Origin of the sequence: Paenibacillus melissococcoides (assembly GCA_944800085.1) — a bacterium.
GTDB classification, from domain to species: Bacteria; Bacillota; Bacilli; order Paenibacillales; family Paenibacillaceae; genus Paenibacillus_B; species Paenibacillus_B melissococcoides.
In genome coordinates this window covers 87,375-111,572 of sequence record CALYLO010000006.1, presented here as the reverse complement: position 1 = coordinate 111,572, position 24,198 = coordinate 87,375, and the positions used below count along the sequence as shown (strand labels likewise).

Genomic DNA, 24,198 nt, shown 5'->3' with positions numbered 1-24,198 from the left:
ACGGATACGCTTCATTCTTTCTTGACATTTTCGTGAACACGCTTTATTGTTTATCCTCGTTATTTTTGAGGCTTGTGATAAATTTCCGAAGCTTCGGCGGGAGCGGAAGACCGAGACGCCCATAGTTTTCCACAATGGACACGAGCTCGTTCGCGAGATAAAAGCTGATGGCCCCTTCTCGTATCCACACGGTTCCGAAAACCGTATCCATATGATGGGCCAAGATGACGATAAACAGCATCAATCCTTTGCGGGTCAGGCCCCAGAACCCGACTTCACTGCTCAAGCCCTTGCCTTCCCGCAGCGATGCGGCGATGCCGGAGATATAATCAATAGCGATGGCGATGATAAAAAGCGATAACAACGGGCTCCAGTTGCCGAACAGGAAAGCGACAATTCCCCCGAGGAGCCCGCTTAAGCTGTTCAGAGCAAGCTGTCTCATAGGACCAACCTCCTCTTGCTGCGTGATACATTATCGTATGCAAGGTCTTGTCCATCCCGCCACGGCCGGATTCCGTCCTGACAAAAAAATACGGACCGCCCTCCGCCAGGAGACACGGCCCGTATAGGGTATAGATGTGATTATTGCTTGAAAAATTGCGGCAAATACGCACGATTCGCTTCCAGCATCTCATTCAGAAGCGCCTTCGCCACGCGGACAGAAGGGACAAGCGGATGATGCACCATCGCTTGCAGCGCAATTCCTCGATCTCCGGTAACCGCCGCTTCAATCGTCAGCTGCTCGTAGGTCTTCACCGCATGCAGCAGACCTTTGATATGTTCGGGAATCCAGCGCGGCGGCAGCGGAATCGGGCCTTGCTTCGTGACGACGCAATTGACCTCGATGCTGGCGTCGGCCGGCAGGAAGTCGTAAATGCTGCCGTTCAGCACGTTCAGCGTCTGGATATCATGTCTGTCATTGTAGATAGAATTCATCAGATTAACGGCCGCTTCCGAGTAATAAGCGCCGCCGCGCTGCTCCAGCTGCTTCGGCTTCTCCCGTAGGGATTCATCCTTATACAGCTCGAACAATTCGGTCTCGACGCGGCTGACGACATCGGCGCGCGTTCCGTTCTTCGCCAGCGATTCCTTCATCTCCTCGAACATCTCGTCCGTCTGGTAGTAATATTTCAAATAATACGTCGGAATCGCTCCCAAGGAGACTAAGAATTCCGGATCCCAGCCTGTCGTCGGCACGTTCTTCGCATTATACGCTTTCCCTCCGGCCAATAGCTCCGGAAGCTTCTCCTCGCCCTTGACGGCAGCCGAAGTAACCCAATGAAGATGGTTGATGCCGACGAATTCCGGCAGCACCTCGGCCTCGGATACTCCATATTCCGCAGACAGGAATTTCTTGACGTTGATCGGCGAGTTGCACAATCCGATCGATTGGACACGGCTATGCTTCGCCACTGCTTCCGTAACAATGCCTGCCGGGTTGGTGAAATTGAGCATCCAGGCATTCGGCGCCAACCGCTCTATGTCACGGCAGATCTCCAGCAGGACAGGAATCGTTCGCAGGGCCTTCATCATCCCCCCTGGGCCTGTCGTCTCCTGACCGATCACCCCATGCTGAATCGGAATATGCTCGTCCCGCTTCCGGGCTTCGAGCAGACCGACTCGCATTTGCGTCGTGACGAAATCGGCGCCTTCAATCGCGCGCTCCCGGTCCAGCGAAAGGTGGACATCGATTGGGTAGCCCGATTCCTGGACCATGCGCTTCGCCAGGTTGCCGACAATATCCAGCTTATGCTTGCCTTGTTCGATATCAACCAGCCACAATTCGCGGATTGGCATTTGCTCATAGTTGCGAATAAATCCTTCCACGATCTCCGGCGTATACGAAGAGCCGCCGCCAATCACTGCAATTTTCAACCCGTTGTTGTCTCCCATGTTCGTACCTCCTTCATTTTGAAAAGCAAATCGCTTTAACTTATGATCGAAGCTTATCCGGGAAAAGTGAAAGACTTCAACCGTGCGTCCAGCTCCGGGCTGATGATGACTCCCGCTTCATCCATCGCGCTCAGCACGGCCCCCACGACCGGATCCGATTGCAGCCGGACGCAGCGGGCTTTGGGCGCCACCCGGCTCACTTCCCGGGCGACCGCATCTTGAAGATAAGAGCCTTTGCCCCGCATTAACACGCTCCCGATAAGGACGACATCGAATTCGTCATCCGTCATGTTCAGCCGGCGAATCAACGCATTGACCGCATTGCCGAGCTCCGTTCCTTCCTCTTCCAAAATCCGCTGCGCGACGGCATCGCCCTGAGCGGCCGCTTCGAACAAGCATTTGACCAGATCCCGCGGCACCAGAACGCCGTTATCCAGCACATCGGTATACATAGCCTCCACGGTTCTGTAATTCATTTCCTTCAGTACAAGCGGCGTGAGTCCCGTCTTGTCCCCGCGGCCGTCCCACTCTCGAATGACCGCCCGGAAGGCCAATACCGCCAGGCTGGATCCTGCGCCGAATCCGTCGCCGAATAGATGGCCGTAGCCTCCATACTGCAATTCCTCGCCATGGCGGTTGCGCGCGGCGCTGTTGAAGCCCGTACCGCTGATGATAACGCCGCCGTACGGACGATCCGTGCCGGCCCGCATGCCGATCATCGTGTCGCAGGCAATCGCGTGCCTGGCGAAGCCCATCTCGGCAATCATCGGCCGCAGGATGACGTAATCCGGCTCGCGATCCGCTCCAGCCAATCCGAAGTAAGCGTAGGTGACATCCTCGTGCCTCAATCCAGCCGATGCAAGCGCGCCTTCACAAGCGGCCCGAATATTGCGGGCGGCCCCGTCCCGGTCAATCTGATGATTTCCATTGCCGGACAGGCCTGTGCCCAGCACATTCCCAACCGCATCGACCAGCAAGGCGTGCGTCTTGCTCCCTCCTGCGTCGACTCCTAAGTAGATGCTCATCGAGTTCTCTCCCATTCATCTGCAAATGCACCCCTCCGCACCTTCACGTGCGAATACATTATCTGTGCTATATCCCTACTTTACAATTTGATTTATCCCATTAACTACTACTAACCTCGTGTAAACTAATATGATCTTACTGTTTTTTCTTCGTTCGCTGGTTGCGGATTTCGCTCTGCGACACTCCGAACAGCTGCCGGAACAGACGGTTGAAATTCGATAAATTCCGAAATCCGCATTCTGATGCAATATCAATAATTTTCTCATCCGACGATTCCAATAAATGAACCGCTTGGGTCAGCCGGAGTTGGATAAGATAATCAAGCGGCGACGTGCCGACGGCCTGTTGGAACAAGGCGCTGAACCGGGACGGGCTCAAATGGGTCAGCTCGGCCAATTCCTTCAGTGTCCACGGGTATGCCAGATTGAGCTCCATCGTTACAATCAGCTCCTTCAGCGTATGAATTCCGCGGTGCTTCACCGGCGCCGGCTCCCCTTCAGAGATAGCGCCGTGGCGGTTCACAAGCGCGAGGAAGCGGGTCAATTGCGCCCGGATGACCGATGCGTAAGACGGAGCCCTCATATTCATCTCCTCCTTCATATTGAGGAGAATCGCAATCAATTCATCATATCCCGGCATGTCCCGATTGAGCAGATTGGTGAACTGTACGCCCTGTTCCCGGAACGGGCGGAGCAAATCATGGTCATAGCGCATCTCCATGGCCAGCATTCCGGGATCGAACATATGAACGTCGATGACCAGATGATCCGTCTCGAAGGCGCGATGCAGGTCCTGTCCATTGATGAGGATAATATCTCCTGCTTGAAGCTGATATTTCACACCATTGATCACATAAAATCCTGTTCCGCCCCGGATATAATTAATCTCCAGTTCCCGGTGCCAATGGAGCCGTTGAAAGCCCGGACTCACTCCTTCCGTCGTCGACACGAGATACGGCATCGGCGTAGGCCAACTGACCGGATCAGGCATGATGGCCTTCGGCTTTTCCCGGGGTTCGGTACGTACATTCCGATCCATTCAAGCTTCACCTCCGCAATGGAAACGTTCTCCTTCTATTACAGCAAAAAAAGCCAATTCCGCAAAGAAAAACATTTCGCGTCTTGTACACAAATAAATTGACAAAGGCAATACAAAGACATTAAGATGTAAAATGCAAAAAAACTAAAGGGAGCAGGTGACCTACCCGTGAACTACCAACCGATTGTAAAGGAAAAGACGTTAATTGAGCGCAATGATGAAGACAACCTGTATCAAGTCAAAGTGAAATTGCAGGACGGCACTCAATGCCGCGTCATCTACAACAAAGGAGCAATTACGATCAGCCGCTTGCTCTCCATTCCTTGTCCCGTATGCAGAAAAGACTTCATTTGCTCATGTCTGAACCGCTTCGCGGAGCAAATTGACAGCCAAGTCCATTTATCCGACATGCTTGCAGAATAATTAAATAAATCCTGTTGCAATTCGAGGCATGTGGTGGTATAATGTAACAGGTAACGGGGCATTAGTTCAGGGGGAGAACGCTTCACTGGCAGTGAAGAGGTCAGCGGTTCGAATCCGCTATGCTCCACCATCATAGCTACACTCGAGAACATCTGGATGAAGATGTTCTTTTTGTTATGTCTACAACAAAGAACCCGCAAGGGTTCTAAGATGCGGGTTCTTCATGAATGCTCCCCTAGAGAATTTTTGGACAGCAAGTGGGTAAGTTCCTTCATGAACATATTGATATCCTTGAACTGGCGGTATACGGAAGCAAATCGGACATAGGCCACTTCATCGACCGGATACAATTGCTCCATCACCCGCTCGCCGATAATGCGGCTCTCTACTTCGGCATGAGCCGTATTCCGGAGCTGCTTCTCCACTTCCGACGCTATCATCTCCAGCCGTTCCACCGAGACCGGCCTTTTCTCACAAGCCCGAATCAGGCCTCGCAGCATCTTGTCGCGGCTGAACTCCTCACGGCTTCCATCCTTCTTAATGACAATCAGCGGCGTCTCTTCGACCATTTCAAAGGTCGTGAACCGCCGGCTGCACAGCTCGCATTCCCTTCTCCTCCGGATGGACTTGTTATCATTGGCAGGCCGGGAATCCAGCACTTTCGTTCCAAGATGATCACAAAAAGGACATTTCAAATGTTGTTCCTCCTTACTTCCCGATTGAACTCGGTTAATATAGAAAATACCAGTCGTTACCTGTAATGAACTTAGCGAGAATGCACACAATACAATTACCAACCGCAAGGAGGTGAACAGATATGGCCCAAAACAACCGTTCCAGCAACAACCTGGTTGTACCTCAAGCAACTGCAGCTCTCGAGCAAATGAAGTTCGAGATCGCTCAAGAATTGGGCATTGCCATTCCGCAAGACGGATACTATGGCAACATGGCAACCCGCGACACCGGTTCGATCGGGGGATACATCACGAAGCGCCTGGTACAAATCGCGGAGCAACAACTAGCAGGACAATTCAAATAAGGCATTATGAGCATCGGAGCAAGCCGGTAACCCCCGGCTTGTCCGATGCTTATTCATTTCATCCCATAGACGTCCTTATACTTATCATAATAATGGATTACGCGCTGTACGTACAGCTTCGTTTCCCCATAAGGAATCTGCTGCTTCACGGTCTCGTACCGTCCGTCCCATGTCTTGTTGCGGAGCCATTTGCTTACATTGCCCGGACCGGCGTTATACGCCGCGATCGCCGCAATCCAGTTCCCGTTGAACTGCTTATGCAGCGATTGCAAATACCAGGTGCCGATATGAATGTTCGGGTCGATCTCGTACTTCAATTCCTCCATCGTCCAATGCGTATCCAGATTGAGCTGCTCCATCGCCCACGAGGCGGTCTCCGGCATGAGCTGCATCACCCCGATGGCGCCCTTCCGGGATTCCTGGCCAGCCTGATAATTCGTCTCTACCCGAATGATCGCCGCCACCAGCAGCGGATCCATCTTGTACTTGGCTGCGTGCTTCCGAATCTCTTCCTCATATGGAATCGGATACATCCAGCGGCCCAGCCATTGCGATTGCACGAATAGTATAAATAGAAACCCGAGAAAGAGAACGAGCAAAAAACGCTTCTTCCGCATCAGATTCATGATTCGGCTCATAGCAAGCCTTTCTGACGCAAGAACTGTTCCACCTGCTGCCGAGTCTCTTCCATTCCCTTGCTATTGTCGATGACATAATCCGCCCGTTCCCGCTTCATCTCAATGTCCCACTGAGAGAGAAGGCGTTCGGATGCCTCCGCTTCGGTTAACCCGTCCCGCCGCATCAAGCGCTCCAATTGGATTTCTTTCGGGACGTAGACGACGACGATCTCCTCGAAGCGATCAGTCAAGCCGGACTCGTACAGCAGCGGCACGTCCACGACAACAAGGGATTGCGGATGCTCTCCCTCCAGCCGGCGCATCTGCGTCATCATCTCCTGCCGGATGGCCGGATGGGTAATCTCTTCAAGCGCTTTCCGCTCGGCTGTATTGGAAAATACAACGTTGCCAAGCCGCTTGCGGTCAAGCGAGCCGTCCGGCAGCAGCATGTCCGCTCCGAACCGTTCCGCGATCTGATCTAACGCGGGACTGCCAGGAAGCACGATCTCCCTGGCAATCCGGTCAGCATCAACAAGCAGAGCGCCCCGTTCCACGAGCAGACGGGAGACGGTGCTTTTCCCCGACGCAATGCCGCCGGTTAATCCGATGTTCATGCCTTCACCTCATTTATTTGCCTGCTTACATTAGGATATCAATTTTAGCATCCCCATCAACATTAACAACAAACCTGGCAGGAATGATATTCTCTGAATCCAGCGCTGATGCGAGAACCTCATTCCCAGATGCATGCCTGCCCGCAAAAAGGCGCCGCTGAATAAAGCGATCACAAGCGCCGTCAGCAAAGACGGGTAGCCAAGCAGGGATGCCCCGATCCCTGCGCCGAACGCATCAAGCGACAGCGCGGCTCCGAGCCATGCCGCTTCGGCGGCGCTGATGCTTCCCGAGCGATCGATATCGGCAGCGGAAGGCGTCTTCAATATTTGAATGACTAAGCCGAGACGGCGCAGCTGGATGCGGATAAGCGGCTTCGATTCCGCCCGGCCGATCCATTCCTTCAGCTCCTGCGGAGGAATCGGCTTCATGCCGCCGCTCCTGCTTCGGCCCGCTTCCGGCGTATCCTCCTTCTTGCGAAGCAGTTGGATAATCGCCCAGGCCCCGATTGCAATCAGGATAACCGATCCGGTCCACTGCGCAGCGGCTGGAGATACGTACCGCACCAGGAGCCCTCCGGCCTGCATCGACAGCCAGATGAACATTCCGGAGCATATCGAAATGATTACGATCGAAAATATCGGGATACGCACGCGGCGAAGACCGTAGGTCATTCCGACTCCGAAGCTATCAAGGCTCAACGCAAAAGCCAAGACGAACATGGACGCTGCTTGGATTAGCATCGCATTTCCCTCCCTGCTCGGCGAGAACCGGCCGCGCCTAAGCGCGGGCTTCCCGCCGGTATACCCCATCATATGGGCAATAGCGGAGAGGGGTGAATGCTAATTGGCGTATTAGGCATGCTTCTGGCAGCGCGGGCAATAGTGCGTGCCCCTGCCTCCGACGACGCTCTTTTCAATGATTTGGCCGCAGCGGATGCACGGCTCGCCTTGGCGCCCGTACATTTGAAGCTGATGCTGGAACATGCCCATCTCACCCTGTCCGTTGACATAGGACTTGATAGAGGAGCCTCCGGCCTCGACCGCCTCGGTCAACGTGGCGACAATCGCTTCGTGCAAACGGGCGCATTCGGCGTCGGTCAGCTCGTCCGCCGGACGCAGCGGATGAATGCCTGCCCGGAACAACGCTTCATCCACATAGATATTCCCGATGCCTGCCACGACATGCTGATTGAGAAGCACCGGCTTAATGAAGCTGCGGCGCTTGCGCAGCAGAGCGGTCAGCACTTCGGGCGTGAACTGATCCGAGAGCGGCTCCACCCCCAGCTTCTGCAGCGGCGGCATGCCCCATTCCTCGCCGCGCCGGAACAGATGCATTGTGCCGAACTGGCGCACGTCCTTGTACCGCAGCTCGCTGCCGTCCGTCAGATGGAAGATGACGTGGGTATGCTTCTCCACCGGCTCTCCTGCCTGGAACAGGCCGTAGCGCCCTTCCATCCGCAGATGGGACACCAGCGTCAGCCCGTCCAGCAAAATGCGGAGGAACTTGCCCCGCCGCTCTACTTGTTCAATCGTATGTCCGCTCAATGCGTCGCAGAACTCTTCTATATTCGCTGGACGCTGGATGATGCGGGGGAGCGTAACGGTTACGCGCTCAATCGTCTTTCCCGCCACCAGCGTATTTAATGTCCTTTTGACAGTCTCCACTTCCGGCAATTCCGGCATGTCAATCACCTCTCGTTGTCCATTATACCGAATATTGTCCTCCTGCGGAGTACTGGTCTTGATTTACTTCGCTTCGTACCAATTGCTGCCGGAGCTGACATCGGCCCGAAGCGGCACATCGAGCTTCAAAGCCGCTTCCATGACTTCCGGCACCAGCTTCTTCATCGTGTCCACTTCATCCTCCGGCACCTCGAACACCAATTCGTCGTGCACCTGAAGCAGCATCCGGCTCTTCAAGCCCAGCTCCTTCAGCTTGGCATCCATCTGCACCATCGCCAGCTTGATAATATCGGCGGCGGTTCCCTGGATCGGCGTATTCATCGCCGTCCGTTCCGCGAACGAACGAAGATTGTAGTTCGATGCGTTGATATCTTTGAGATATCGTCTGCGTTCAAGCAGCGTCGTGACGTAGCCGTCCTGCCGCGCCTGCTTGACGATATCGTCCATATATTGGCGCACGCCGCGGAACACATGGAAGTATTGATCGATGAACGCGGCGGCTTCCTTGCGCGTAATATGCAGGTTCTGGGACAGCCCGTAGTCGCTGATTCCATAGACGATGCCGAAGTTGACGGCCTTCGCTTGGCGGCGCATATTGGAATCGACCTGGTCGGCGGCGACGCCGAAGACGTCCATCGCGGTCTTCGTATGAATGTCCATATCGTGGATGAACGCTTCTTTCAGCTTGTCGTCGCCAGAGATATGGGCCAGGACCCGAAGCTCGATCTGAGAGTAGTCGGCAGCGACAATGTGCCAGCCCGGCTCCGAAGGCACGAATGCCTGGCGGATTTGCCGCCCTTCCTCCAGCCGGATCGGAATGTTTTGAAGATTCGGATACTGGCTGCTCAGACGCCCCGTCGCCGCAATCGTCTGACGGTAATACGTATGGACCTTGCCCGTGCTCTCGCGCACTTCCTTCAGCAGCCCTTCAATATAGGTGGACTGCAGCTTCGTCATCTGCCGGTAGAGCAAGATGAGCGGAATGATATCATGGTACGGCTCCAGCTTTTCCAGCACCTCGGCATCGGTCGAATATCCCGTCTTCGTCTTCTTGATGACCGGCAAACCCAGCTTGTCGAACAGAATCTCGCCCAACTGCTTCGGCGATCCGATATTGAATTCCGTGCCGGCCAACTCGTAGATGCGCGCCATCGTCTCCTCGATCTGCTGCTTGAAGTTCGTGCCCAAGTCGTGAAGACTCTGCTTGTTCACCCGAATTCCCGTCTTCTCCATCTGTGCCAATACCTTGGAGAGAGGCAGCTCCAGATCATAATAGAGCCGGTTCATCTCCTGCTCTTCCAGCGCCTTCTCCATCACCGGCTTCAGCAGCCGGACGAGCTTCGCCTTGCGAGCCGCATGCTCCGCGACGACGGTCTTCTCCGGCACCTTGAATTTGGCGCCCTTGCCGTATACGGCGTCATTGTCCCGAGAGGACGGCAGGCCGTACTTCACCGCCACGGACTGCAGCGTAGCCGAAGCATCCTCCGGATTAAGGAGATAGGCTGCAAGATGGACGTCGAAGACGGCTCCTTCCAGCGGAACTCCCTCCCAATGAAGCACCAGCTCGTTATAGTGGAGATCATAGCCGCTTTTTGTACGCTGCCCGTCTCTGAGCCACGCACGCAGCTCGGCCGCCTCTTCGCTCTGCAGTTCATCTGCCGTCACATACCAGTTCTCTTCCTCTGTGCCGACGAGCAGGCCGATGAGCTCCGCTTGATGCGGATTGTCGCCATGGGCCTCCACAATCAGCACGTCAGCGGCGGCGAGCGTCTCATTCAGCCCGTCCCATCCGCTTTCTCCGGCCAGACGGACATTGAGACGCTCCGCAGAGAGCGATTCATCGACGGCCGCAGGCTTGGCTTCCCCACCGACACCGGCTTTTTCAAGCCGCTCGATAACGGACCTGAACTCAAGCTTGCGGAGAGCCTGAAGCGTCTCCGCCTGCAAGCCGTCGAACTTCATCTGCTCCGGCGGCAGATCAAGCGGAACCTCCCGGAAAATGGTGGCGAGCCGCTTGCTCATCCGGGCATCTTCCGCATGGTTGACCAGATTCTCCTTCATCTTGCCCTTCAGCTCGTCCACATGCTCCAGCACGCTCTCGACACTCGCATACTGATGCAGCAGCTTCAGCGCCGTCTTCTCTCCAATCCCCGGAACGCCCGGGATATTATCAGAGGTGTCTCCCATCAATCCTTTCAGATCGATAATCTGTTCCGGCTTCAACCCGTACTTCTCCTCTATCTCGCCCGGTGTGTACTTCTCCACCTCCGTCACGCCCTTGCGCGTAAGCAGCACGGACACGTGCCCGGAAGCGAGCTGAAGCATGTCCTTGTCGCCGGTGACGACATACATCGTCTGTCCCGCTTCATCCGCCTGGCGGGTCATCGTGCCAATGATATCATCCGCCTCGTAGCCCGCGAGCTCGAAATGGGCGATGCCCATCGCCGTTAACAGCTCCTTCAGCAGCGGAAACTGCTCGGACAGCTCCGGCGGGGTCTTTTCCCGGCCGCCCTTGTAATCCTGATAGTCTCCGTGACGGAACGTCTCCTTGCCCGCGTCAAACGCGACCAGCATATGAGTCGGCTGCTCCTCCTCCAGTATACGAAGCAGCATCTGCGTAAAGCCGAATACGGCATTGGTATGCAAACCTAGTGAGTTCGACAATGGCGGCATCGCAAAAAAAGCACGGTAAATAATGCTGTTGCCGTCGATTACGATCCATTTTTCCTTCATTAATAAACACCTCAATCCCGTCTCATGTTTTCATGATAGCATAGCGCGAACCCGAATAGGAAATCGAATATGAACGCGGCCCCAAGATCGGAAGCCGAACGGCATTCACTTACATTAATTGCCGCTCCCAACGGGTCAGGTTGAGTCATCACCGCCAAATGGTCATCCTCCCTACGAGTCGGTCTCGCCCATCAGTATCCTTATAAGCACTCTCCCAACGGGTTAGGCTTCCTTTCCGTGCCTTATCGGCAGATATGGAATCGTTTCGATTTCCTGCGTCGTAGGGAGAAAGAGCAAAAGGCACAGCAAGTACTTTTCTGAGCGACGGGGATAAACAGCCAAGGCGAGCAGCAACCTGAGGTTATGAAGAAGCGGATTCGGCATAAGACGGAGCAAATATGAAAACCGCCCGGATTCAGCTCCGGACGGTTCCAGCAAGAGGGCGTCAACTATTCAGATCAGGACGTTCGTTGGTGACGAGATAGACGACCGACTCGCCGATGTTGGTGGCGTGGTCGGCAATCCGTTCGATATATCTGCCGACGAAGGTGAGCAGCATCGCCTGGGAGGCGTTGTGCGGATTTTCGAGCACGTAGCTGAGCAGCTCGCGGAAGATCTGGCTGTACAGCTGGTCGACTTGATCATCGTCTTTCGCCATTTTGTAAGCCAGATCGATATCTTCCTGCACATAGGCCCGAATCGAATCGGTAATCATCTGCTGGACAATCTCGGCCATGCGCGGAAGGTCGATAAGCGGCTTCATCAGCGTCTGGCCTTCTATCCGCAGCACGACCTTGGCGATGTCGATCGACAGATCGCCCATCCGCTCCAGATCGCTAGAGATGCGGAAGGCGACAAGGATGCGCCGCAAATCTTTGGCGACCGGCTGCTGCGTCAAAATCAGCTTCGAGCCCAGTTCGATAATATTATCCTCCATCCGGTTCAGAGTCGGATCCTCGTTAATGATTGCCCGGGCGCGCTCCGCGTCCATCGTCTTCAACGATTCTATCGATTCGAACAACGCGCGCTCCACATGGCTGCCCATTTGTTCGAGCAGGCGGCTGAGCTCATCCAACCCCAGATCGAATTCCCTGCGCTTAATCATCCTGGTTTCCTCTCCTTTTTAGCCGAAGCGTCCCGTAATATAATCTTCCGTCCGCTTGTCGCTCGGATTGGAGAACAGCGTCTCCGTCTGATCGAACTCTACCACTTCCCCATTGAGGAAAAAGACGGTCTGATCCGACACGCGGGCGGCTTGGTGCATATTGTGCGTAACCATGACAATCGTATATTGATGCTTCAGTTCCTGTACCAGCTCTTCGATCTTCAGCGTCGAAATCGGATCCAGCGCGGATGTCGCTTCATCCATCAGCAGAATCTCGGGGTTCACCGCCAACGCGCGCGCGATGCAGAGGCGCTGCTGCTGCCCCCCGGACAGACTGAATGCCGAGCGTTTCAAATAATCCTTCACTTCATCCCACAGCACGGCGGAACGGAGACTCTGCTCGACGATCTCATCGAGCTTCGCCTTGTTGCGAATGCCATGGAGCCGCGGTCCATAAGCAATATTATCATAGATCGATTTCGGAAAAGGGTTCGGCTGCTGAAAGACCATGCCCACTTTTTTGCGCAGCGTCTCCACATCGACTTCATTGCTGTAAATATTGGTTCCGGCAATCTCTACCCGCCCCTCGATGCGCGTGCCTGGAATCATGTCGTTCATCCGGTTCAGCGTCCGGAGCAGCGTCGACTTGCCGCAGCCGGAAGGGCCGATGAACGCGGTGACCGCCTTCTCGGGAATCGTCATCGACACGTTCTTGAGCGCGTGGTAGGTGCCGTAATACAAATTCAGGCTGTCTATGTTAATGATAGGTTTCAAATCCGTCACGGTTCCCGGATTCGTCGTTATCGCCGCCGTCGTCATACGATCGTCTCCTTATCTGTTATTCTGATATTTGTTGCGGAGCAGCACGGCTGACAGGTTCATCACGATGAGCAGCGCCAGCAGCACGATGATGCCCGCTGCGGCCAACTCATGGAACGCCAGCTGCGGCCGCGATACCCAGTTGAAAATCTGGATCGGCATAACGGTGAACTGATCCATAATGCTGTTCGGAAGAAAGGCGACGAATGTCAGGGCGCCGATCATCACGAGCGGCGCAGTCTCGCCGATTGCCCGGGACAAGGCCAGGATAACCCCGGTCAGTATTCCGGAGATAGCCGATGGCATGACCGAGCGGGAGACCGTCTGCCATTTGGTCGCGCCGAGCGCGAACGAAGCGTCGCGCCGCGTCTTCGGAACCGCGCGAATCGCCTCTTGGGCGGATACGATAATAATCGGCAGCACGAGCAAGGTCATCGTGAGCGATCCGGAGAGCAGGCTGCGGTCCAGCGCCATGCCGCGCACGAAAATCGTGAGCCCGAGAATTCCGTACACGATCGACGGAACCCCCGCCAATGTGCTGATATTCAATTGGATGAACCGGGTAAGAGCGTTCTTTTTCGCGTATTCCTCCAAATAAATGGCCGCCCCCACGCCAAGGATGAAGGAGATGGGCGCCATGATGAGCACCATATAAATCGAACCGACAATCGCCGACTTCATCCCGGCGGCGGCAGGCCGGCGGGACGGGTAGTTCGTGAACAAATCGATATTGAGCCGGGACAAGCCGTCCATCATAATGTTCACGAGCAGCGCCATCAGCGCGGCGATCCCAATCAATGTAGCGGTAACAAAAAGAATGTGAAGGCAAAAATCGATTTTCCGCCGGGTGCTAATCTGCTTGCGGTTCGCGTCTTGTAACATCGCCATCTGTCAATATTCCTCCCTAAACCGGCGTGCAACCCAAAGCGCCAATATATTAAGCAGAAACGTAATGATGAACAGCGTCATGCCGACGGCGAAAATCGTGCCGTACTCAATCGATCCATGCGGCGTGTCGCCGAGGCTGACCTGCACGATATACGCGGTCATCGTCTGAATGCTCTCCAGCGGATTGAACGTCAACTGCGGGGTCGCCCCTGCGGCTACCGTCACGATCATCGTCTCGCCGATCGCCCGCGAGAAGGCCAGCACGGCGGAGGAGACGATGCCGGACAAAGCGGCCGGCACGACAATCTTGAGCGCCACCTCGAAGCGAGTGGCCCCGAGGGCGTAAGCCCCGTGGCGCAGGCTGCGCGGCACTGCCGTCATCGCGTCCTCGCTCAAGGAGGAGACCATCGGAATAATCATGATGCCGACGACGATTCCGGCGCTGAGCGCATTGAACACGCCTGTGCTCGGGAAGATCTCCCGAATGATCGGCGTGACGAAGGTCAGGGCGAAATAGCCGTATACAATGGTTGGCACGCCAGCCAGCACTTCCAGAACCGGCTTGACGATCTTGCGGACGCGATCCGGCGCGTATTCGCTCAGATAGATGGCGCTCGCCAGCCCGATCGGGATAGCGACCAGACAAGCGATGAGCGTAACCAGCAGCGTCCCGCCGATAAGCGGCAGAATGCCGAACTCCTTCGGCTGAATGAGCGGGCTCCATCGGGTGCCGAACAGGAAGTCGGCGATGTTGACGCGGGAGAAAAAGTTCCACGTCTCCGAGAATAACGTATAGACGATGCCTATCGTCGTCAGAACCGAGACGGCCGCGCACAAGAACAGCAGCACCGGCACGATTTTGTCCGACAAATGCATTCTGCGGTTACGGAACGTCAGCTTCGCTTCTTGTTGCGGGACATTCGCCTGCATATGCTTAACCTCACTTTTAGCTTCATTTACAATTCGTTAACAATCACGCTATGAAAATGTGATGTCCCTAATTCATAAGGAGAAGAGACATCACACGTTCATCATCGTGTATGACTGCTGCGTCCGAATTCCGGCGATTACTTCAACTGGTTCAACTGCTCGTCATATTTCTCTTGCGGCAGCGGCACATAGCCGACTTCTTCGGCGATGCTGCCTGCCGTCTGCAGGTAGTACTCGACGTAAGCCTTCACTTCCGGCTTTTCCAACTGCTTCTTGCTTACGTAAATAAGGAGCGGACGGGACAGTGGCGAGTAGCTTCCGTCTTTAATCGTCTCCAGCGTAGGAGCGACCGTCGCCGTTCCGTTATCGACAGGAACGAGCTTCAGTTTGTCTTGATTTTCCTCGAAGAAGGAGTATCCGAAGTAGCCAAGCGCATTTTTGTCTCCGGCTACGCCTTGCACGATAGCGTTCGTATCCGCGCTGAACGTAATCTGGCCGTCGTTGCGGCTTTCTTGCGCCTTGCCGTTAACCTCTTCCGTGAAATAGTCGAATGTTCCATGGTCGGCCCCCGGAGAGTAGATTTTGATCTCCTCGTTCGGCCAGCCTTCCCGCACATCGGACCACGTTTTCACCTTGGAGTTCGGCTCATAGATTTTTTTCAGCTCGTCGATCGTAATTTTGTCGACCCAAGTATTGTCTTTGTTCACGACGATGGACAAGCCGTCATAAGCAACCGTCAATTCCAAATACTCGATGCCGTTCGCCTTCGCGTCTTCCGCTTCCTTGTCCTTGATTGGACGGGATGCGTTGCTGATGGCCGTCTCGCCGGCAATGAACCGCTTGAAGCCGCCGCCGGTGCCGGACGTTCCTACGGAGACGCGGACATCGCCATGCTCCTTGCCGAATTCTTCCGCAATCGCCTCGGTCATCGGATAGACCGTGCTGGAACCGTCGATTTCGATCGTGCCGGACAATTTGTCCTCGCTGCCTTGATATTCCGTATTGTTAGCGTTGTTCGTCTGCGTTGATTCTGTTCCCGTATTGCCGGCTGCGTTCGAGGTATCTTCTTTTTTGCCGCCGCATGCCGCCAGCGCGAATGCCATGACTGCTACCACAGTCAGCAGCATGATTTGTTTGCCCCACTTTTTCAAGTGAATTCACTCCTTTGAATTGGATCTCTCATTTTCCGATAAGTTCGCTTGCTGCCTTACAATCTGAATCTTACAGCTTGTTTGTTAAGCCTGATTTGGAAGTATGTTAACGGAGTGTAAAAATTCAAAGGCTGGTACGAGCGGACGCAGATAAAACAGTTCAGCAACGTCTTCCAACGGATCCGCCATACCGCTGCCTGAAAGGCATGACTCAGCTCGACATGCTTCGTGGCGACGGTTGGAAAAATGAACATATAAACGAGAGACCATGTGCTAATCCCGAGGAGTAAGCAAAAAAATCCCCTTAATAAGAGAAAAAAGCAGTAAGTCACATTTTTCTGCAGTATGTTATAGTGTCATAGAAATTCCCAATATTGTTGATTTGTAAATTCATTTTTAGGATGAAAATCAATTTTACCGGGGCAGCACTGTATTTTTTATAATGAATTTAGGTGAGATTATGGAAGAAGTTACGATTCAAGATTTTAGATCAGAAATTTCAAATAGGGAAAATATTAGAGTGATTTTAGAAAGTGAGTTTTTAAGCACGCGGTCCCATAAAGTGGTCAACCTGTACTTCCAGTTAGGAAAAATTATCATAAACGACTGGGAAATAGATATTAAAAAATGCAAGTTTTTTTTAGAAAAAAAGAAAACCTTTTTGATAAAGGATTGGGAAATCAATGACAAGAAGTGCAAAGTTTATTTAGAAAAAAAAGAGTACGTTATAACAAGCACTGACTCTAAGACGAAACTGATTCTATATTCGGGATTACGCTTTTGATGAGGCCGCATATGTCAAGACGCCTCCACCCCCGCGCCAAAGGGGGATGGAAGCGTCTTTTTCTATCAAAGTGCCCGTCAGCGTGACGAACCGGAGCCCTGCAAGGATAAAAAGACCGGTTTATCCGTATTGATTGACAAATATTTCAATTTCATTAAAATCACGTTCTTGCAGGATAGGGGATACATGAACAATGGAATGAAAATTAATATTAAGCGGTATTGTAGTAATAATAAAGTCAATGTCCATGCTTTTTATGTCGCCTTCAATCATTTTTCTATCCACTTCGCCTATAATCTCTAGTTTTCCGTCGAACTTTTTATTAATCCAGCTCTTCATATATATTTCCCAGCTTTTCTCTTCCCCTGTAACTAGCAGCACTTTTTTCTTGTTCATATTTTGTAACCGCCCGGTTGCCGCTATCCGCATCGTTACTTTTGCGGCTTCTTCATCAGGCAAATCTAAGATTTCCAGTTTCTTCGCCCATTCGTTATATGCTTTTTTCACTGACAGAAATGTTTTTTTGTAAGTCTTCTTTATATACTTGCAAGTCTCCTTTTCCGGCATCATTATTTTCGGGAGAAACATTAATTTATAAAAGGTATGTCTACAGTAATCAACCATACCATACACAAAATCTTCGTCGCTTGCTAAATCAACCTTTACTTCTTTTTCCAATATATGAATAAATTCACTCATATAAGCATAAGCTTGTATTTTTCCCTCCTTATACAGTTTCAGTTCTTCCCGCCTTAAGTTAGCTTGATTTACGCTTATGTATCTGGATAATTTTACGATGATTACTAATAATACTTTCTCCTCAATCGTCAAAAAATGAATGGCATCCCTTTTTTCATCTGTGCCCCTTTCAAATATTTCTTTATAATACGGGGTCTCAATTGTATTTTTCATTATACATTCGTTAAATTTTACCCTATGCCCTCGCTTCCTGCGGATAAAAAGAATGGCCATAATAAAAACGAATCTTTTTCTGTCGTTCGTAAAAAATATAATACCTAATTTTTTCTCAATATAAGAAATATAACCTAGAAGCACTTCTTTCCTATATTCTTTAAACGGCCATTCTTCCTCCGTAAAAGCCTCCAAATAGCGTTCAGAAAACATTAAGATGATTTGGAACTCATCCCCTGTGATTCCTAAAGGTTTTTTCTCAAGTGATAAACCAAATTTTTCAATATATTTACTAACCCTTTTTAGGACCATATTCGTTGAAGAGACAGGAAGATATAATTTTTCGGACAAAGAGGTAATGGTAGGCGCTGTTCCTTCCAAAAACTTCTGAAGAGCTAAAAAAGTCAGGGATTTTTTAGATAACCTGGATATGACTTCGCATATGGTCTGATCTTGGGGTATGGCCAATTTGATCCCTTTTCCCTTTTTCGAATAGATAGAAGCGTTTTGCGGCAATAAATCATTGAGAACTGATATATCCTTTCGAATTGTTTTACTGGAACACTCTAGTTTTTGTTCAAGTTCAGAGAGAGTAAACCACTTCTTTTCCTCAGCAAGAATCTTCAACAATTTGATTTTACGACTAATATCCTTTTCCATCATGATTCACCTTCAGCGATTTCGTCCAGCCTATCGAATCTGCCTTCCAAGGTCAGATTATATAACAGCTCGTCTTCAATGAGTGCAACTTTTCGTTCAGAATGAATTATCCTCCGAAAGTCAATTTACAACCTCTCCGGGCCTCAACCGGTTCTCCCGTACACTCGGAACCCTATCGTAACATAGTTCCCCGTGTTCCAGCGACGTTTTTTCACAGGGTTCTGCCTTCAATCCCGTTCCGCCATTCGCTTCAATTCCGCATGCGCTGCTTGCGCCCGCTGCTCCACGCGCTGCGCGCAGGCGTCAATCTGCGCCGGCCGCTCCTGATTATGCGCGATAGCCTGCAGCAGCTGCTCGAATCGCCCGCATGCCGCCTCCACCCCCGTTGCGGTCATTCCAACCTGTTCCCGGGTGCGCTCCCCCGTATGTACCGCCTGATTCAAGGCTTGAATCATCTGGCCCAGCGTCTCCTCGATCTGGCCGGTACCCGCCTTCGTCACATGGCCAGCTTGCGATCCGCATTGCGGCGCACGCGGCTGGAGAGCTCTGACAGCTGCTTCGCGGACAGGACGCCGGCATACTGCCCTCCGTGTGTCAAAATGAGGCTGTCATACATCCCCTCATGGAACCGTTCGCGCATCACCATCCCGGTCGGCTGCCTCGTCCCGTCCACGACAATAAGACAGCGCAGCGAGGAATCGGACAGGAAGATTCGCTCCACCTCCTCGATCGGAGTCTGCGGATCAATCGCCGGTGCGTCATGAACCAAATCGTCGTACTCCCGGGCGGCGGCACGATGTTCGTTCATCGAGGAACCCGTGTTCATGCGAGATAACATAGGCATTGTCATATAGCAGCACCCTAAATGGGGAAAGCGGGAAAAGCTTGGCCATTCAACAGGAGCGGATTAAAGCCTTCGCAAAACAATAAAACGTGGAGAGGTTATCGTCAGGGAGTAACACGAAAAGCGGCATGACGGAAGCAAGGCATCGCTCATGGATGAACTACGGGGATTTCTTTCATTTGAAAGGAATATATACGCGATATCAAAAACGACTCGATATCATGAAGTGGCTTGGAAGTTGATCCTAATGATAAACAGTGAGGAATCGCAAAAAGTGAGTCAAGGACGGCGGCAGCGAAGGGATGAATTCCCTCTTCCATGAAAGAGCAAGATATGGACACCGTGTTACATAAATTGATCCAACGTCTGCAAGCTGCATTCGATAATTTATTGGAAAACTGATTTTTTCCAGCTTGAACGTCTAATTCTCAGATTTAGAAGAAATTTTTCATTTCTTCTAAATCTGTTTTTTATTGCTGCGTCTTCTTATGATGGACTAATTTATAGCCGACGCCCCGAATCGAATCAATCTGGACGGAGCGCTGGTTCATCTCCAGCTTCTTCCGCAGCGAGCTGACATGGACATCGACCGTCCGCTGTCCGCCGATGTAATCGAAGCCCCATACTGCGTTCATCAGGTCGTCGCGGGTAATGACCATGCCCGGACGCTGGACGAGATAGAGCAATACTTCGAACTCCTTCGGCCGCAGCGGGATCAGTTCATCATGCAGCGTCACTTCATACTTCTCCGGATAAATGCGCAGATCGCCGATCGTAATGACTTTGTCGTCCGCTTCCTCCGTCTCGGCCGGCTCGTCGCTCGATGCGCGGCGCAGCACGGCGCCGACGCGCGCCAGCAGCTCAGCGACGCCGAACGGCTTCGTAATGTAGTCGTCCGCCCCGCATTTCAAGCCCTGCACGACTTCTTCCTCCGCATTGCGCGCCGTCAAAATGATGACGGGCGTGCGGACGCCGGCTTGTCTCAGCTTGGACAGCACCTCGAAGCCGTTCATCCCCGGCAGCATAATATCCAGTATGATAAGATCGAACTTGCGGTGCAGCGCCACCTGCAGCCCTTGGGAGCCGTGATCGATCACCGTGGTATCGTACCCTTCCAAGGTCAGATTATATGACAATAACCGCGCCAATGTCGGTTCGTCCTCGATGACTAATACTTTTCGTTCAGACATGATTATCCTCCGAAAGTCAATTCCTATCCCTTGTGCCTATACCGATTCACGCTTATACTCGCAACCCTATCGTAACACACTTCCCCTTGCCGCTGCGACGTTTTTTTCATGGCGGCCCGCCGGTACGGCGGGCTTGACAAGGTTATGGCCCGCGCTTATTGCTCTGTCCCGCCCGGCGACCACTCCTGAAGCACGGGAAGCTCGATTGTGAACGTCGTGCCAACGCCCAACTCGCTCTCCACCCGTATCGTTCCGCCATGCGCATCGACGAGATGCTTCACGATCGACAGCCCCAGCCCGGTTCCGCCCGATACGCGGGAGCGAGCCTTGTCTACCCGGTAGAAACGCTCGAAGATCCGCGGCAGATCCTTCTTCGGAATGCCGATGCCCGTATCGGCGATCGTCAGCCGGATCCGTTCCTCCTGATCCGGGTCATGCAGCGCCACAGCCCCTATCTTCACCTGTCCGCCCTCCGGCGTATAATTAATCGCGTTGGACAGCAGATTGAGCATAATCTGGCGCAGCCGGTCCTCATCCGCCTCGACATACAGGTCCGGCTCGGTATCCAAGCGGACCTCGATACGCTTGCTTGCCGCCTCCTTGCGCAGCATCTCCACCGTCTGCTCCAGAAAGGTCCCGAGCTCCACCGGCGAAAATTGCAGGACCGCCCGCTTCGCTTCGATCTTCGACAATTCGAGAATGTCGCCGATCAGCCGATTCAGGCGCTCGCTCTCCTCCTGAATAATGTGCAGGAAGGACTTCGCAGTCTCCGGATCATGCATCGCTCCGTTCAGCAGCGTCTCGGCGAAGCCCTTGACCGCGGCGATCGGCGTCTTAAGCTCATGGGACACATTGGCCACGAATTCGGTCCGCATCCGTTCCAGCCGCCGAATCTCCGAGACGTCCTGCATCACCAGCAGAATACCCGCCCATTCCTGATCGGTGAAATACACCGGGACGACCGTCACATCCAGCAGGCGCTCCTCCGGATAGTAAATCGTCAACTCCTCATGGCGCAGCAGCTTCTTCTCCTCGACTTCGTCCATCATCTGCTGCATCTCATAAGGCGCTCTCACTTCGCTGAACGGGCGCCCGAGCCATTCCCGGCTGCGAATGCCGAGAATCTGTTCGGCCTTCCGGTTCAGGAGCGCCACCTTGCCTTCCGCATCGACCATCACGATCGCATTAATCATATGCTCCATGACCGTCTGCAGCCGGCTCTCGTTCTCGCGGATTTGCGACATCTGCACCTGGAGGCTTTCCGCCATCGCATTGATGGCCGTCCCTAACTGCCCGATCTCGTCCTTCCCCGCAGCCTGGGCTCTCGCCTTGTAGTCCATCTGGGCGATGCGCATCGCGACGCGGGTCATGTTCTCGATCGGACGGGTCAGATTGAAGGCAATCCGGTAGCTGACGATGCCGGCGATAACGAATAACCCCGCCAGGCCAAGCGCCAAATACGCCCACAGCGCCCTGACGCTGCTCTCGACATGCTCCAGACTCATCGCCAGACGGATATACCCGTCGAAATTGGCCGTATGAACGGGACTGGCGACATAGAGCATATTTTGGCCCAGCGTCTCGCTGTAACGGATATTCGAGCCAATTCCTTCCTGCCCCGCCTTCACAATCTCCTCCCGCGACAGGTGATTGTCCATCTCGGCAGCCTTATGATCCGTATCGCCGACGACCGTGCCGTCAGCCAGAATAAAGGTAACGCGCGCGTCCGCGCTGTCATGAAGCTTGCGCGCCCAGCCGCTGTAATAAGCAATCATGTCGTCCAGGCTGCCCGGCTTAATCCAGGCGAGCGTCTGCTCGATAAGCATGATTTCCCGGGACATATTCTGCTCTAATTGACGGATATGATTGTGCTTGAAGGTGGACGCCATATAAATGCCGGCTGCCGTCACGGATATCCCGATCACCAGCACAAAAATCAAAGTCAAACGCGTGCGAAACCGCGACATGCGCATCTCTCCACTTCATTCTCGAGGTTGTAGGTCTATGTTCCATCCTACCGACCGCTGCGCCGTTTGGCTAGACCGTCTTATGTAAAGGTTTGGTAAACCTTCGCCCCGAAAGGCAGCGCGCTCTCGGCTATTCTTCCCTTCCGGTGAACATTATCATTCCGCCGCCCGATAGCAGAGCAGACTCGGCGCCAAAATACACTTCTCGCGAAACGCACCCTGCTTCCGCCCGCAATGACGCTAAACAAACAAATCCCCGGTCCGCGACCAGGGATGTAAGAATAATTGCTTATACAAAGACAGGGTCCTTGAACTGGGCAAGCTTCTCGAACGAGCTGCGGTCGACGTCGGCATGCAGGCTGTTGCCGTGCGCATCCATCGTGACGATCGCCGCGAACCCTTCCACCTCGAGATGCCACATCGCTTCCGGAATGCCGAATTCGAGAAAATCGACACCTTTCACTTGCTTCATGCATTCCGCATAATATTGAGCCGCCCCGCCAATCGCATTCAAATAGACGGCGCCATGCTCCTGCAGCGCGGCCAGCGTCTTCGCTCCCATGCCGCCTTTGCCGATGACGGCGCGAATCCCGAATTTCTTAATGATATCGCCCTGGTACGGCTCCTCGCGGATGCTCGTCGTCGGTCCGGCCGCCTTGACATGCCAGCCTTCCTCATCCTTCAGCATAACCGGGCCGCAATGATAGATGACCGCCCCGTTCAGATCGACCGGCGCATCGTGGTCCATCAAATATTTGTGCAGCGCGTCGCGCCCCGTATGCATCTCCCCGTTGATCACAACGACGTCCCCCACCTTCAAGGAACGAATCTGCTCCTCGGAGATCGGCGTGTTCAGCACAATGCGGCGGCTCTCGCTCTTCGCTCCCGCTTCTTCCGCCGCTCCTGCCGCCTCATCGGCCGCGCTGTCCATCGGAAGCTCGCTGCCGCGCTCGTACACCCATTCCTTAATCTCTCCGCTCGCGCTGTCGAGCAGGACACCCTGGCGCCGGTAGGCCCAGCAGTTGTAAGCGACCGATACGAAGAAGCTGGCCGGGAGCCGATTCATGACTCCAATCTTGCAGCCAAGCAGCGTGACCTCGCCGCCGAAGCCCATCGTGCCGATGCCCAACCGATTCGCCTTGTCCATAATATATTCTTCCAATTGACGCAGCTCGTCGATCGGATTCGTATCATCGACGCGGCGGAACAACTGCTGCTTCGCCAGCTCGTAGCCCGTCGTCCGATCGCCGCCGATGCCGACACCGATGAAGCCTGCGCTGCAGCCCTGCCCCTGCGCCTGATAGACCGCATGCAGGATGCACTTGCGGATGCCGTCGAGATCGCGGCCCGCCTTGCCCAAGCCCTCCAGCTCCGCCGGCAGGCTGTACTGGATGTTCTTGTTCTCGCAGCCTCCGCCTTTCAAGATAAGGCGCACCTCGATATCATCGCGCTCCCACTGCTCGAAGTGGATGACCGGGGTTCCCGGGCCGAGGTTGTCTCCGCTGTTCGCGCCCGTCAGCGAATCGACGGAATTGGTGCGGAGCTTGCCTTCCCTCGTCGCGCGGCTCACCGCCTCCTCAATGTCCCGCTTCATGACGATCTGATTCGCTCCTACCGGAGTATGCACGATGAACGTCGGCATGCCGGTATCCTGGCAGATGGGGGATACCTTCGTCTCCGCCATCGCAATATTGCGGGCGATCGTGCCCAGAGACAGTCCGGCGCGCGTGGCGGCGTCCTCGCGCGCTTGCGCTTCCCGGATCGCCTTGCGCACATCGCCGGGCAGATTGGTTGATGTCTCCACGATCAAATCATATACGCTCTGCAAAAACGATTTCATAAGCAAACCCAAGCCCCTCTCTTCGAATATCCCGCTGTCTCT

24 protein-coding genes and 1 tRNA gene are annotated in these 24,198 nt (G+C 53.6%); 4 read left to right on the top strand and 21 right to left on the bottom strand.

Annotated features, from left to right (window positions below; all coding sequences use genetic code 11):
• Positions 1-43: 43 nt before the first annotated feature.
• The 4 genes from OCY70_RS20855 to OCY70_RS20840 all read right to left on the bottom strand — a co-directional run bounded on the left by OCY70_RS20855 (position 44) and on the right by OCY70_RS20840 (position 3,957).
• Positions 44-442: a phage holin family protein gene (locus OCY70_RS20855; RefSeq protein ID WP_213425944.1), complete on the bottom strand. Its 399-nt coding sequence runs from the start codon at positions 440-442 to the stop codon at positions 44-46.
• A 140-nt stretch (positions 443-582) separates the two neighbouring features.
• Positions 583-1,893 (bottom strand): 6-phospho-beta-glucosidase, encoded by a 1,311-nt coding sequence (locus tag OCY70_RS20850; protein ID WP_213425945.1) that lies wholly within the window; start codon positions 1,891-1,893, stop codon positions 583-585.
• A 53-nt stretch (positions 1,894-1,946) separates the two neighbouring features.
• Complete coding sequence (locus OCY70_RS20845; protein ID WP_213425946.1) at positions 1,947-2,918, bottom strand: N-acetylglucosamine kinase; 972 nt, start codon at positions 2,916-2,918, stop codon at positions 1,947-1,949.
• Between the two features lie 136 nt (positions 2,919-3,054).
• The gene (locus OCY70_RS20840) at positions 3,055-3,957 is read right to left on the bottom strand and encodes an AraC family transcriptional regulator (RefSeq protein WP_213425947.1); all 903 of its coding nucleotides are present in this window, start codon (positions 3,955-3,957) and stop codon (positions 3,055-3,057) included.
• 168 nt (positions 3,958-4,125) lie between these two features.
• On the opposite strand from OCY70_RS20840, the gene OCY70_RS20835 reads away from it, so the two are divergent.
• On the top strand, positions 4,126-4,380 hold the full coding sequence (locus OCY70_RS20835) for a hypothetical protein (protein ID WP_006679243.1): 255 nt from the start codon (positions 4,126-4,128) through the stop codon (positions 4,378-4,380).
• A 55-nt stretch (positions 4,381-4,435) separates the two neighbouring features.
• Positions 4,436-4,510 (top strand) — tRNA-Ala (locus tag OCY70_RS20830).
• Between the two features lie 91 nt (positions 4,511-4,601).
• Here OCY70_RS20830 and nrdR read toward each other — a convergent pair.
• Positions 4,602-5,075 carry a transcriptional regulator NrdR gene (gene nrdR / locus OCY70_RS20825; RefSeq protein WP_040733970.1) on the bottom strand — a complete coding sequence of 158 codons (474 nt, stop codon included), beginning with the start codon at positions 5,073-5,075 and terminating at the stop codon, positions 4,602-4,604.
• A gap of 122 nt (positions 5,076-5,197) precedes the next feature.
• On the opposite strand from nrdR, the gene OCY70_RS20820 reads away from it, so the two are divergent.
• Positions 5,198-5,419 (top strand): alpha/beta-type small acid-soluble spore protein, encoded by a 222-nt coding sequence (locus tag OCY70_RS20820; RefSeq protein ID WP_006679245.1) that lies wholly within the window; start codon positions 5,198-5,200, stop codon positions 5,417-5,419.
• Positions 5,420-5,472: 53 nt separating this feature from the next.
• On the opposite strand, the gene OCY70_RS20815 is transcribed toward OCY70_RS20820, so the two are convergent.
• The 10 genes from OCY70_RS20815 to OCY70_RS20770 form a co-directional block, all read right to left on the bottom strand.
• Complete coding sequence (locus tag OCY70_RS20815) at positions 5,473-6,057, bottom strand: lytic transglycosylase domain-containing protein (RefSeq protein WP_213425948.1); 585 nt, start codon at positions 6,055-6,057, stop codon at positions 5,473-5,475.
• A complete protein-coding gene (gene coaE / locus OCY70_RS20810) occupies positions 6,054-6,650 on the bottom strand; it encodes a dephospho-CoA kinase (RefSeq protein WP_213425949.1) in 597 nt (198 codons plus the stop codon). The genes OCY70_RS20815 and coaE overlap by 4 nt, the downstream gene beginning before the upstream one ends.
• A 30-nt stretch (positions 6,651-6,680) precedes the next feature.
• Entirely contained in the window at positions 6,681-7,391 is a 711-nt protein-coding gene (locus tag OCY70_RS20805) for an MntP/YtaF family protein (RefSeq protein ID WP_213425950.1), read from the bottom strand.
• A gap of 111 nt (positions 7,392-7,502) precedes the next feature.
• On the bottom strand, positions 7,503-8,333 hold the full coding sequence (gene mutM / locus OCY70_RS20800; protein WP_213425951.1) for a DNA-formamidopyrimidine glycosylase: 831 nt from the start codon (positions 8,331-8,333) through the stop codon (positions 7,503-7,505).
• Between the two features lie 63 nt (positions 8,334-8,396).
• Positions 8,397-11,066 carry a DNA polymerase I gene (gene polA / locus OCY70_RS20795; protein ID WP_213425952.1) on the bottom strand — a complete coding sequence of 890 codons (2,670 nt, stop codon included), beginning with the start codon at positions 11,064-11,066 and terminating at the stop codon, positions 8,397-8,399.
• Positions 11,067-11,511: 445 nt separating this feature from the next.
• Positions 11,512-12,171: a phosphate signaling complex protein PhoU gene (gene phoU / locus OCY70_RS20790; RefSeq protein WP_133379145.1), complete on the bottom strand. Its 660-nt coding sequence runs from the start codon at positions 12,169-12,171 to the stop codon at positions 11,512-11,514.
• A gap of 18 nt (positions 12,172-12,189) precedes the next feature.
• Positions 12,190-12,990 (bottom strand): phosphate ABC transporter ATP-binding protein PstB, encoded by an 801-nt coding sequence (gene pstB / locus OCY70_RS20785; protein ID WP_249724387.1) that lies wholly within the window; start codon positions 12,988-12,990, stop codon positions 12,190-12,192.
• 12 nt (positions 12,991-13,002) lie between these two features.
• On the bottom strand, positions 13,003-13,878 hold the full coding sequence (gene pstA, locus OCY70_RS20780) for a phosphate ABC transporter permease PstA (RefSeq protein WP_213425953.1): 876 nt from the start codon (positions 13,876-13,878) through the stop codon (positions 13,003-13,005).
• Between the two features lie 3 nt (positions 13,879-13,881).
• Positions 13,882-14,808 carry a phosphate ABC transporter permease subunit PstC gene (gene pstC / locus OCY70_RS20775; protein WP_197257292.1) on the bottom strand — a complete coding sequence of 309 codons (927 nt, stop codon included), beginning with the start codon at positions 14,806-14,808 and terminating at the stop codon, positions 13,882-13,884.
• Positions 14,809-14,945: 137 nt separating this feature from the next.
• Positions 14,946-15,959 (bottom strand): PstS family phosphate ABC transporter substrate-binding protein, encoded by a 1,014-nt coding sequence (locus tag OCY70_RS20770; protein ID WP_213425954.1) that lies wholly within the window; start codon positions 15,957-15,959, stop codon positions 14,946-14,948.
• Between the two features lie 460 nt (positions 15,960-16,419).
• On the opposite strand from OCY70_RS20770, the gene OCY70_RS20765 reads away from it, so the two are divergent.
• Positions 16,420-16,743 (top strand): hypothetical protein, encoded by a 324-nt coding sequence (locus OCY70_RS20765; RefSeq protein WP_213425955.1) that lies wholly within the window; start codon positions 16,420-16,422, stop codon positions 16,741-16,743.
• A 120-nt stretch (positions 16,744-16,863) separates the two neighbouring features.
• Here the strand turns inward: OCY70_RS20765 and OCY70_RS20760 are convergent, their stop codons facing one another.
• The 6 genes from OCY70_RS20760 to OCY70_RS20735 form a co-directional block, all read right to left on the bottom strand.
• Entirely contained in the window at positions 16,864-18,318 is a 1,455-nt protein-coding gene (locus OCY70_RS20760) for a BglG family transcription antiterminator (RefSeq protein WP_283776693.1), read from the bottom strand.
• A gap of 224 nt (positions 18,319-18,542) precedes the next feature.
• The gene (locus tag OCY70_RS20755) at positions 18,543-18,815 is read right to left on the bottom strand and encodes a hypothetical protein (protein ID WP_213425956.1); all 273 of its coding nucleotides are present in this window, start codon (positions 18,813-18,815) and stop codon (positions 18,543-18,545) included.
• Positions 18,812-19,123, bottom strand: a complete 312-nt coding sequence (locus tag OCY70_RS20750; RefSeq protein WP_213425957.1) for a CBS domain-containing protein — start codon at positions 19,121-19,123, stop codon at positions 18,812-18,814. Before OCY70_RS20750 ends, OCY70_RS20755 begins: the two co-directional genes overlap by 4 nt.
• Before the next feature lie 506 nt (positions 19,124-19,629).
• Positions 19,630-20,349 (bottom strand): response regulator transcription factor, encoded by a 720-nt coding sequence (locus tag OCY70_RS20745; RefSeq protein WP_213425958.1) that lies wholly within the window; start codon positions 20,347-20,349, stop codon positions 19,630-19,632.
• A 155-nt stretch (positions 20,350-20,504) separates the two neighbouring features.
• Positions 20,505-22,316 carry a two-component system histidine kinase PnpS gene (pnpS, locus tag OCY70_RS20740; RefSeq protein WP_213425959.1) on the bottom strand — a complete coding sequence of 604 codons (1,812 nt, stop codon included), beginning with the start codon at positions 22,314-22,316 and terminating at the stop codon, positions 20,505-20,507.
• Between the two features lie 289 nt (positions 22,317-22,605).
• Entirely contained in the window at positions 22,606-24,156 is a 1,551-nt protein-coding gene (locus OCY70_RS20735) for a fumarate hydratase (RefSeq protein WP_213425960.1), read from the bottom strand.
• Positions 24,157-24,198: the final 42 nt, after the last annotated feature.

What these genes read in the sequence shown, in the direction of transcription:
- OCY70_RS20855 (WP_213425944.1), bottom strand. Translation starts at nt 442, where the DNA reads ATGAGACAGCTTGCTCTGAACAGCTTAAGCGGGCTCCTCGGGGGAATT.
- OCY70_RS20850 (WP_213425945.1), bottom strand. Translation starts at nt 1,893, where the DNA reads ATGGGAGACAACAACGGGTTGAAAATTGCAGTGATTGGCGGCGGCTCT.
- OCY70_RS20845 (WP_213425946.1), bottom strand. Translation starts at nt 2,918, where the DNA reads ATGAGCATCTACTTAGGAGTCGACGCAGGAGGGAGCAAGACGCACGCC.
- OCY70_RS20840 (WP_213425947.1), bottom strand. Translation starts at nt 3,957, where the DNA reads ATGGATCGGAATGTACGTACCGAACCCCGGGAAAAGCCGAAGGCCATC.
- OCY70_RS20820 (WP_006679245.1), top strand. Translation starts at nt 5,198, where the DNA reads ATGGCCCAAAACAACCGTTCCAGCAACAACCTGGTTGTACCTCAAGCA.
- OCY70_RS20815 (WP_213425948.1), bottom strand. Translation starts at nt 6,057, where the DNA reads ATGAGCCGAATCATGAATCTGATGCGGAAGAAGCGTTTTTTGCTCGTT.
- coaE (WP_213425949.1), bottom strand. Translation starts at nt 6,650, where the DNA reads ATGAACATCGGATTAACCGGCGGCATTGCGTCGGGGAAAAGCACCGTC.
- OCY70_RS20805 (WP_213425950.1), bottom strand. Translation starts at nt 7,391, where the DNA reads ATGCTAATCCAAGCAGCGTCCATGTTCGTCTTGGCTTTTGCGTTGAGC.
- mutM (WP_213425951.1), bottom strand. Translation starts at nt 8,333, where the DNA reads ATGCCGGAATTGCCGGAAGTGGAGACTGTCAAAAGGACATTAAATACG.
- polA (WP_213425952.1), bottom strand. Translation starts at nt 11,066, where the DNA reads ATGAAGGAAAAATGGATCGTAATCGACGGCAACAGCATTATTTACCGT.
- phoU (WP_133379145.1), bottom strand. Translation starts at nt 12,171, where the DNA reads ATGATTAAGCGCAGGGAATTCGATCTGGGGTTGGATGAGCTCAGCCGC.
- pstB (WP_249724387.1), bottom strand. Translation starts at nt 12,990, where the DNA reads ATGACGACGGCGGCGATAACGACGAATCCGGGAACCGTGACGGATTTG.
- pstA (WP_213425953.1), bottom strand. Translation starts at nt 13,878, where the DNA reads ATGGCGATGTTACAAGACGCGAACCGCAAGCAGATTAGCACCCGGCGG.
- pstC (WP_197257292.1), bottom strand. Translation starts at nt 14,808, where the DNA reads ATGCAGGCGAATGTCCCGCAACAAGAAGCGAAGCTGACGTTCCGTAAC.
- OCY70_RS20765 (WP_213425955.1), top strand. Translation starts at nt 16,420, where the DNA reads ATGGAAGAAGTTACGATTCAAGATTTTAGATCAGAAATTTCAAATAGG.
- OCY70_RS20760 (WP_283776693.1), bottom strand. Translation starts at nt 18,318, where the DNA reads ATGATGGAAAAGGATATTAGTCGTAAAATCAAATTGTTGAAGATTCTT.
- OCY70_RS20750 (WP_213425957.1), bottom strand. Translation starts at nt 19,123, where the DNA reads ATGAACGAACATCGTGCCGCCGCCCGGGAGTACGACGATTTGGTTCAT.
- OCY70_RS20745 (WP_213425958.1), bottom strand. Translation starts at nt 20,349, where the DNA reads ATGTCTGAACGAAAAGTATTAGTCATCGAGGACGAACCGACATTGGCG.
- pnpS (WP_213425959.1), bottom strand. Translation starts at nt 22,316, where the DNA reads ATGTCGCGGTTTCGCACGCGTTTGACTTTGATTTTTGTGCTGGTGATC.
- OCY70_RS20735 (WP_213425960.1), bottom strand. Translation starts at nt 24,156, where the DNA reads ATGAAATCGTTTTTGCAGAGCGTATATGATTTGATCGTGGAGACATCA.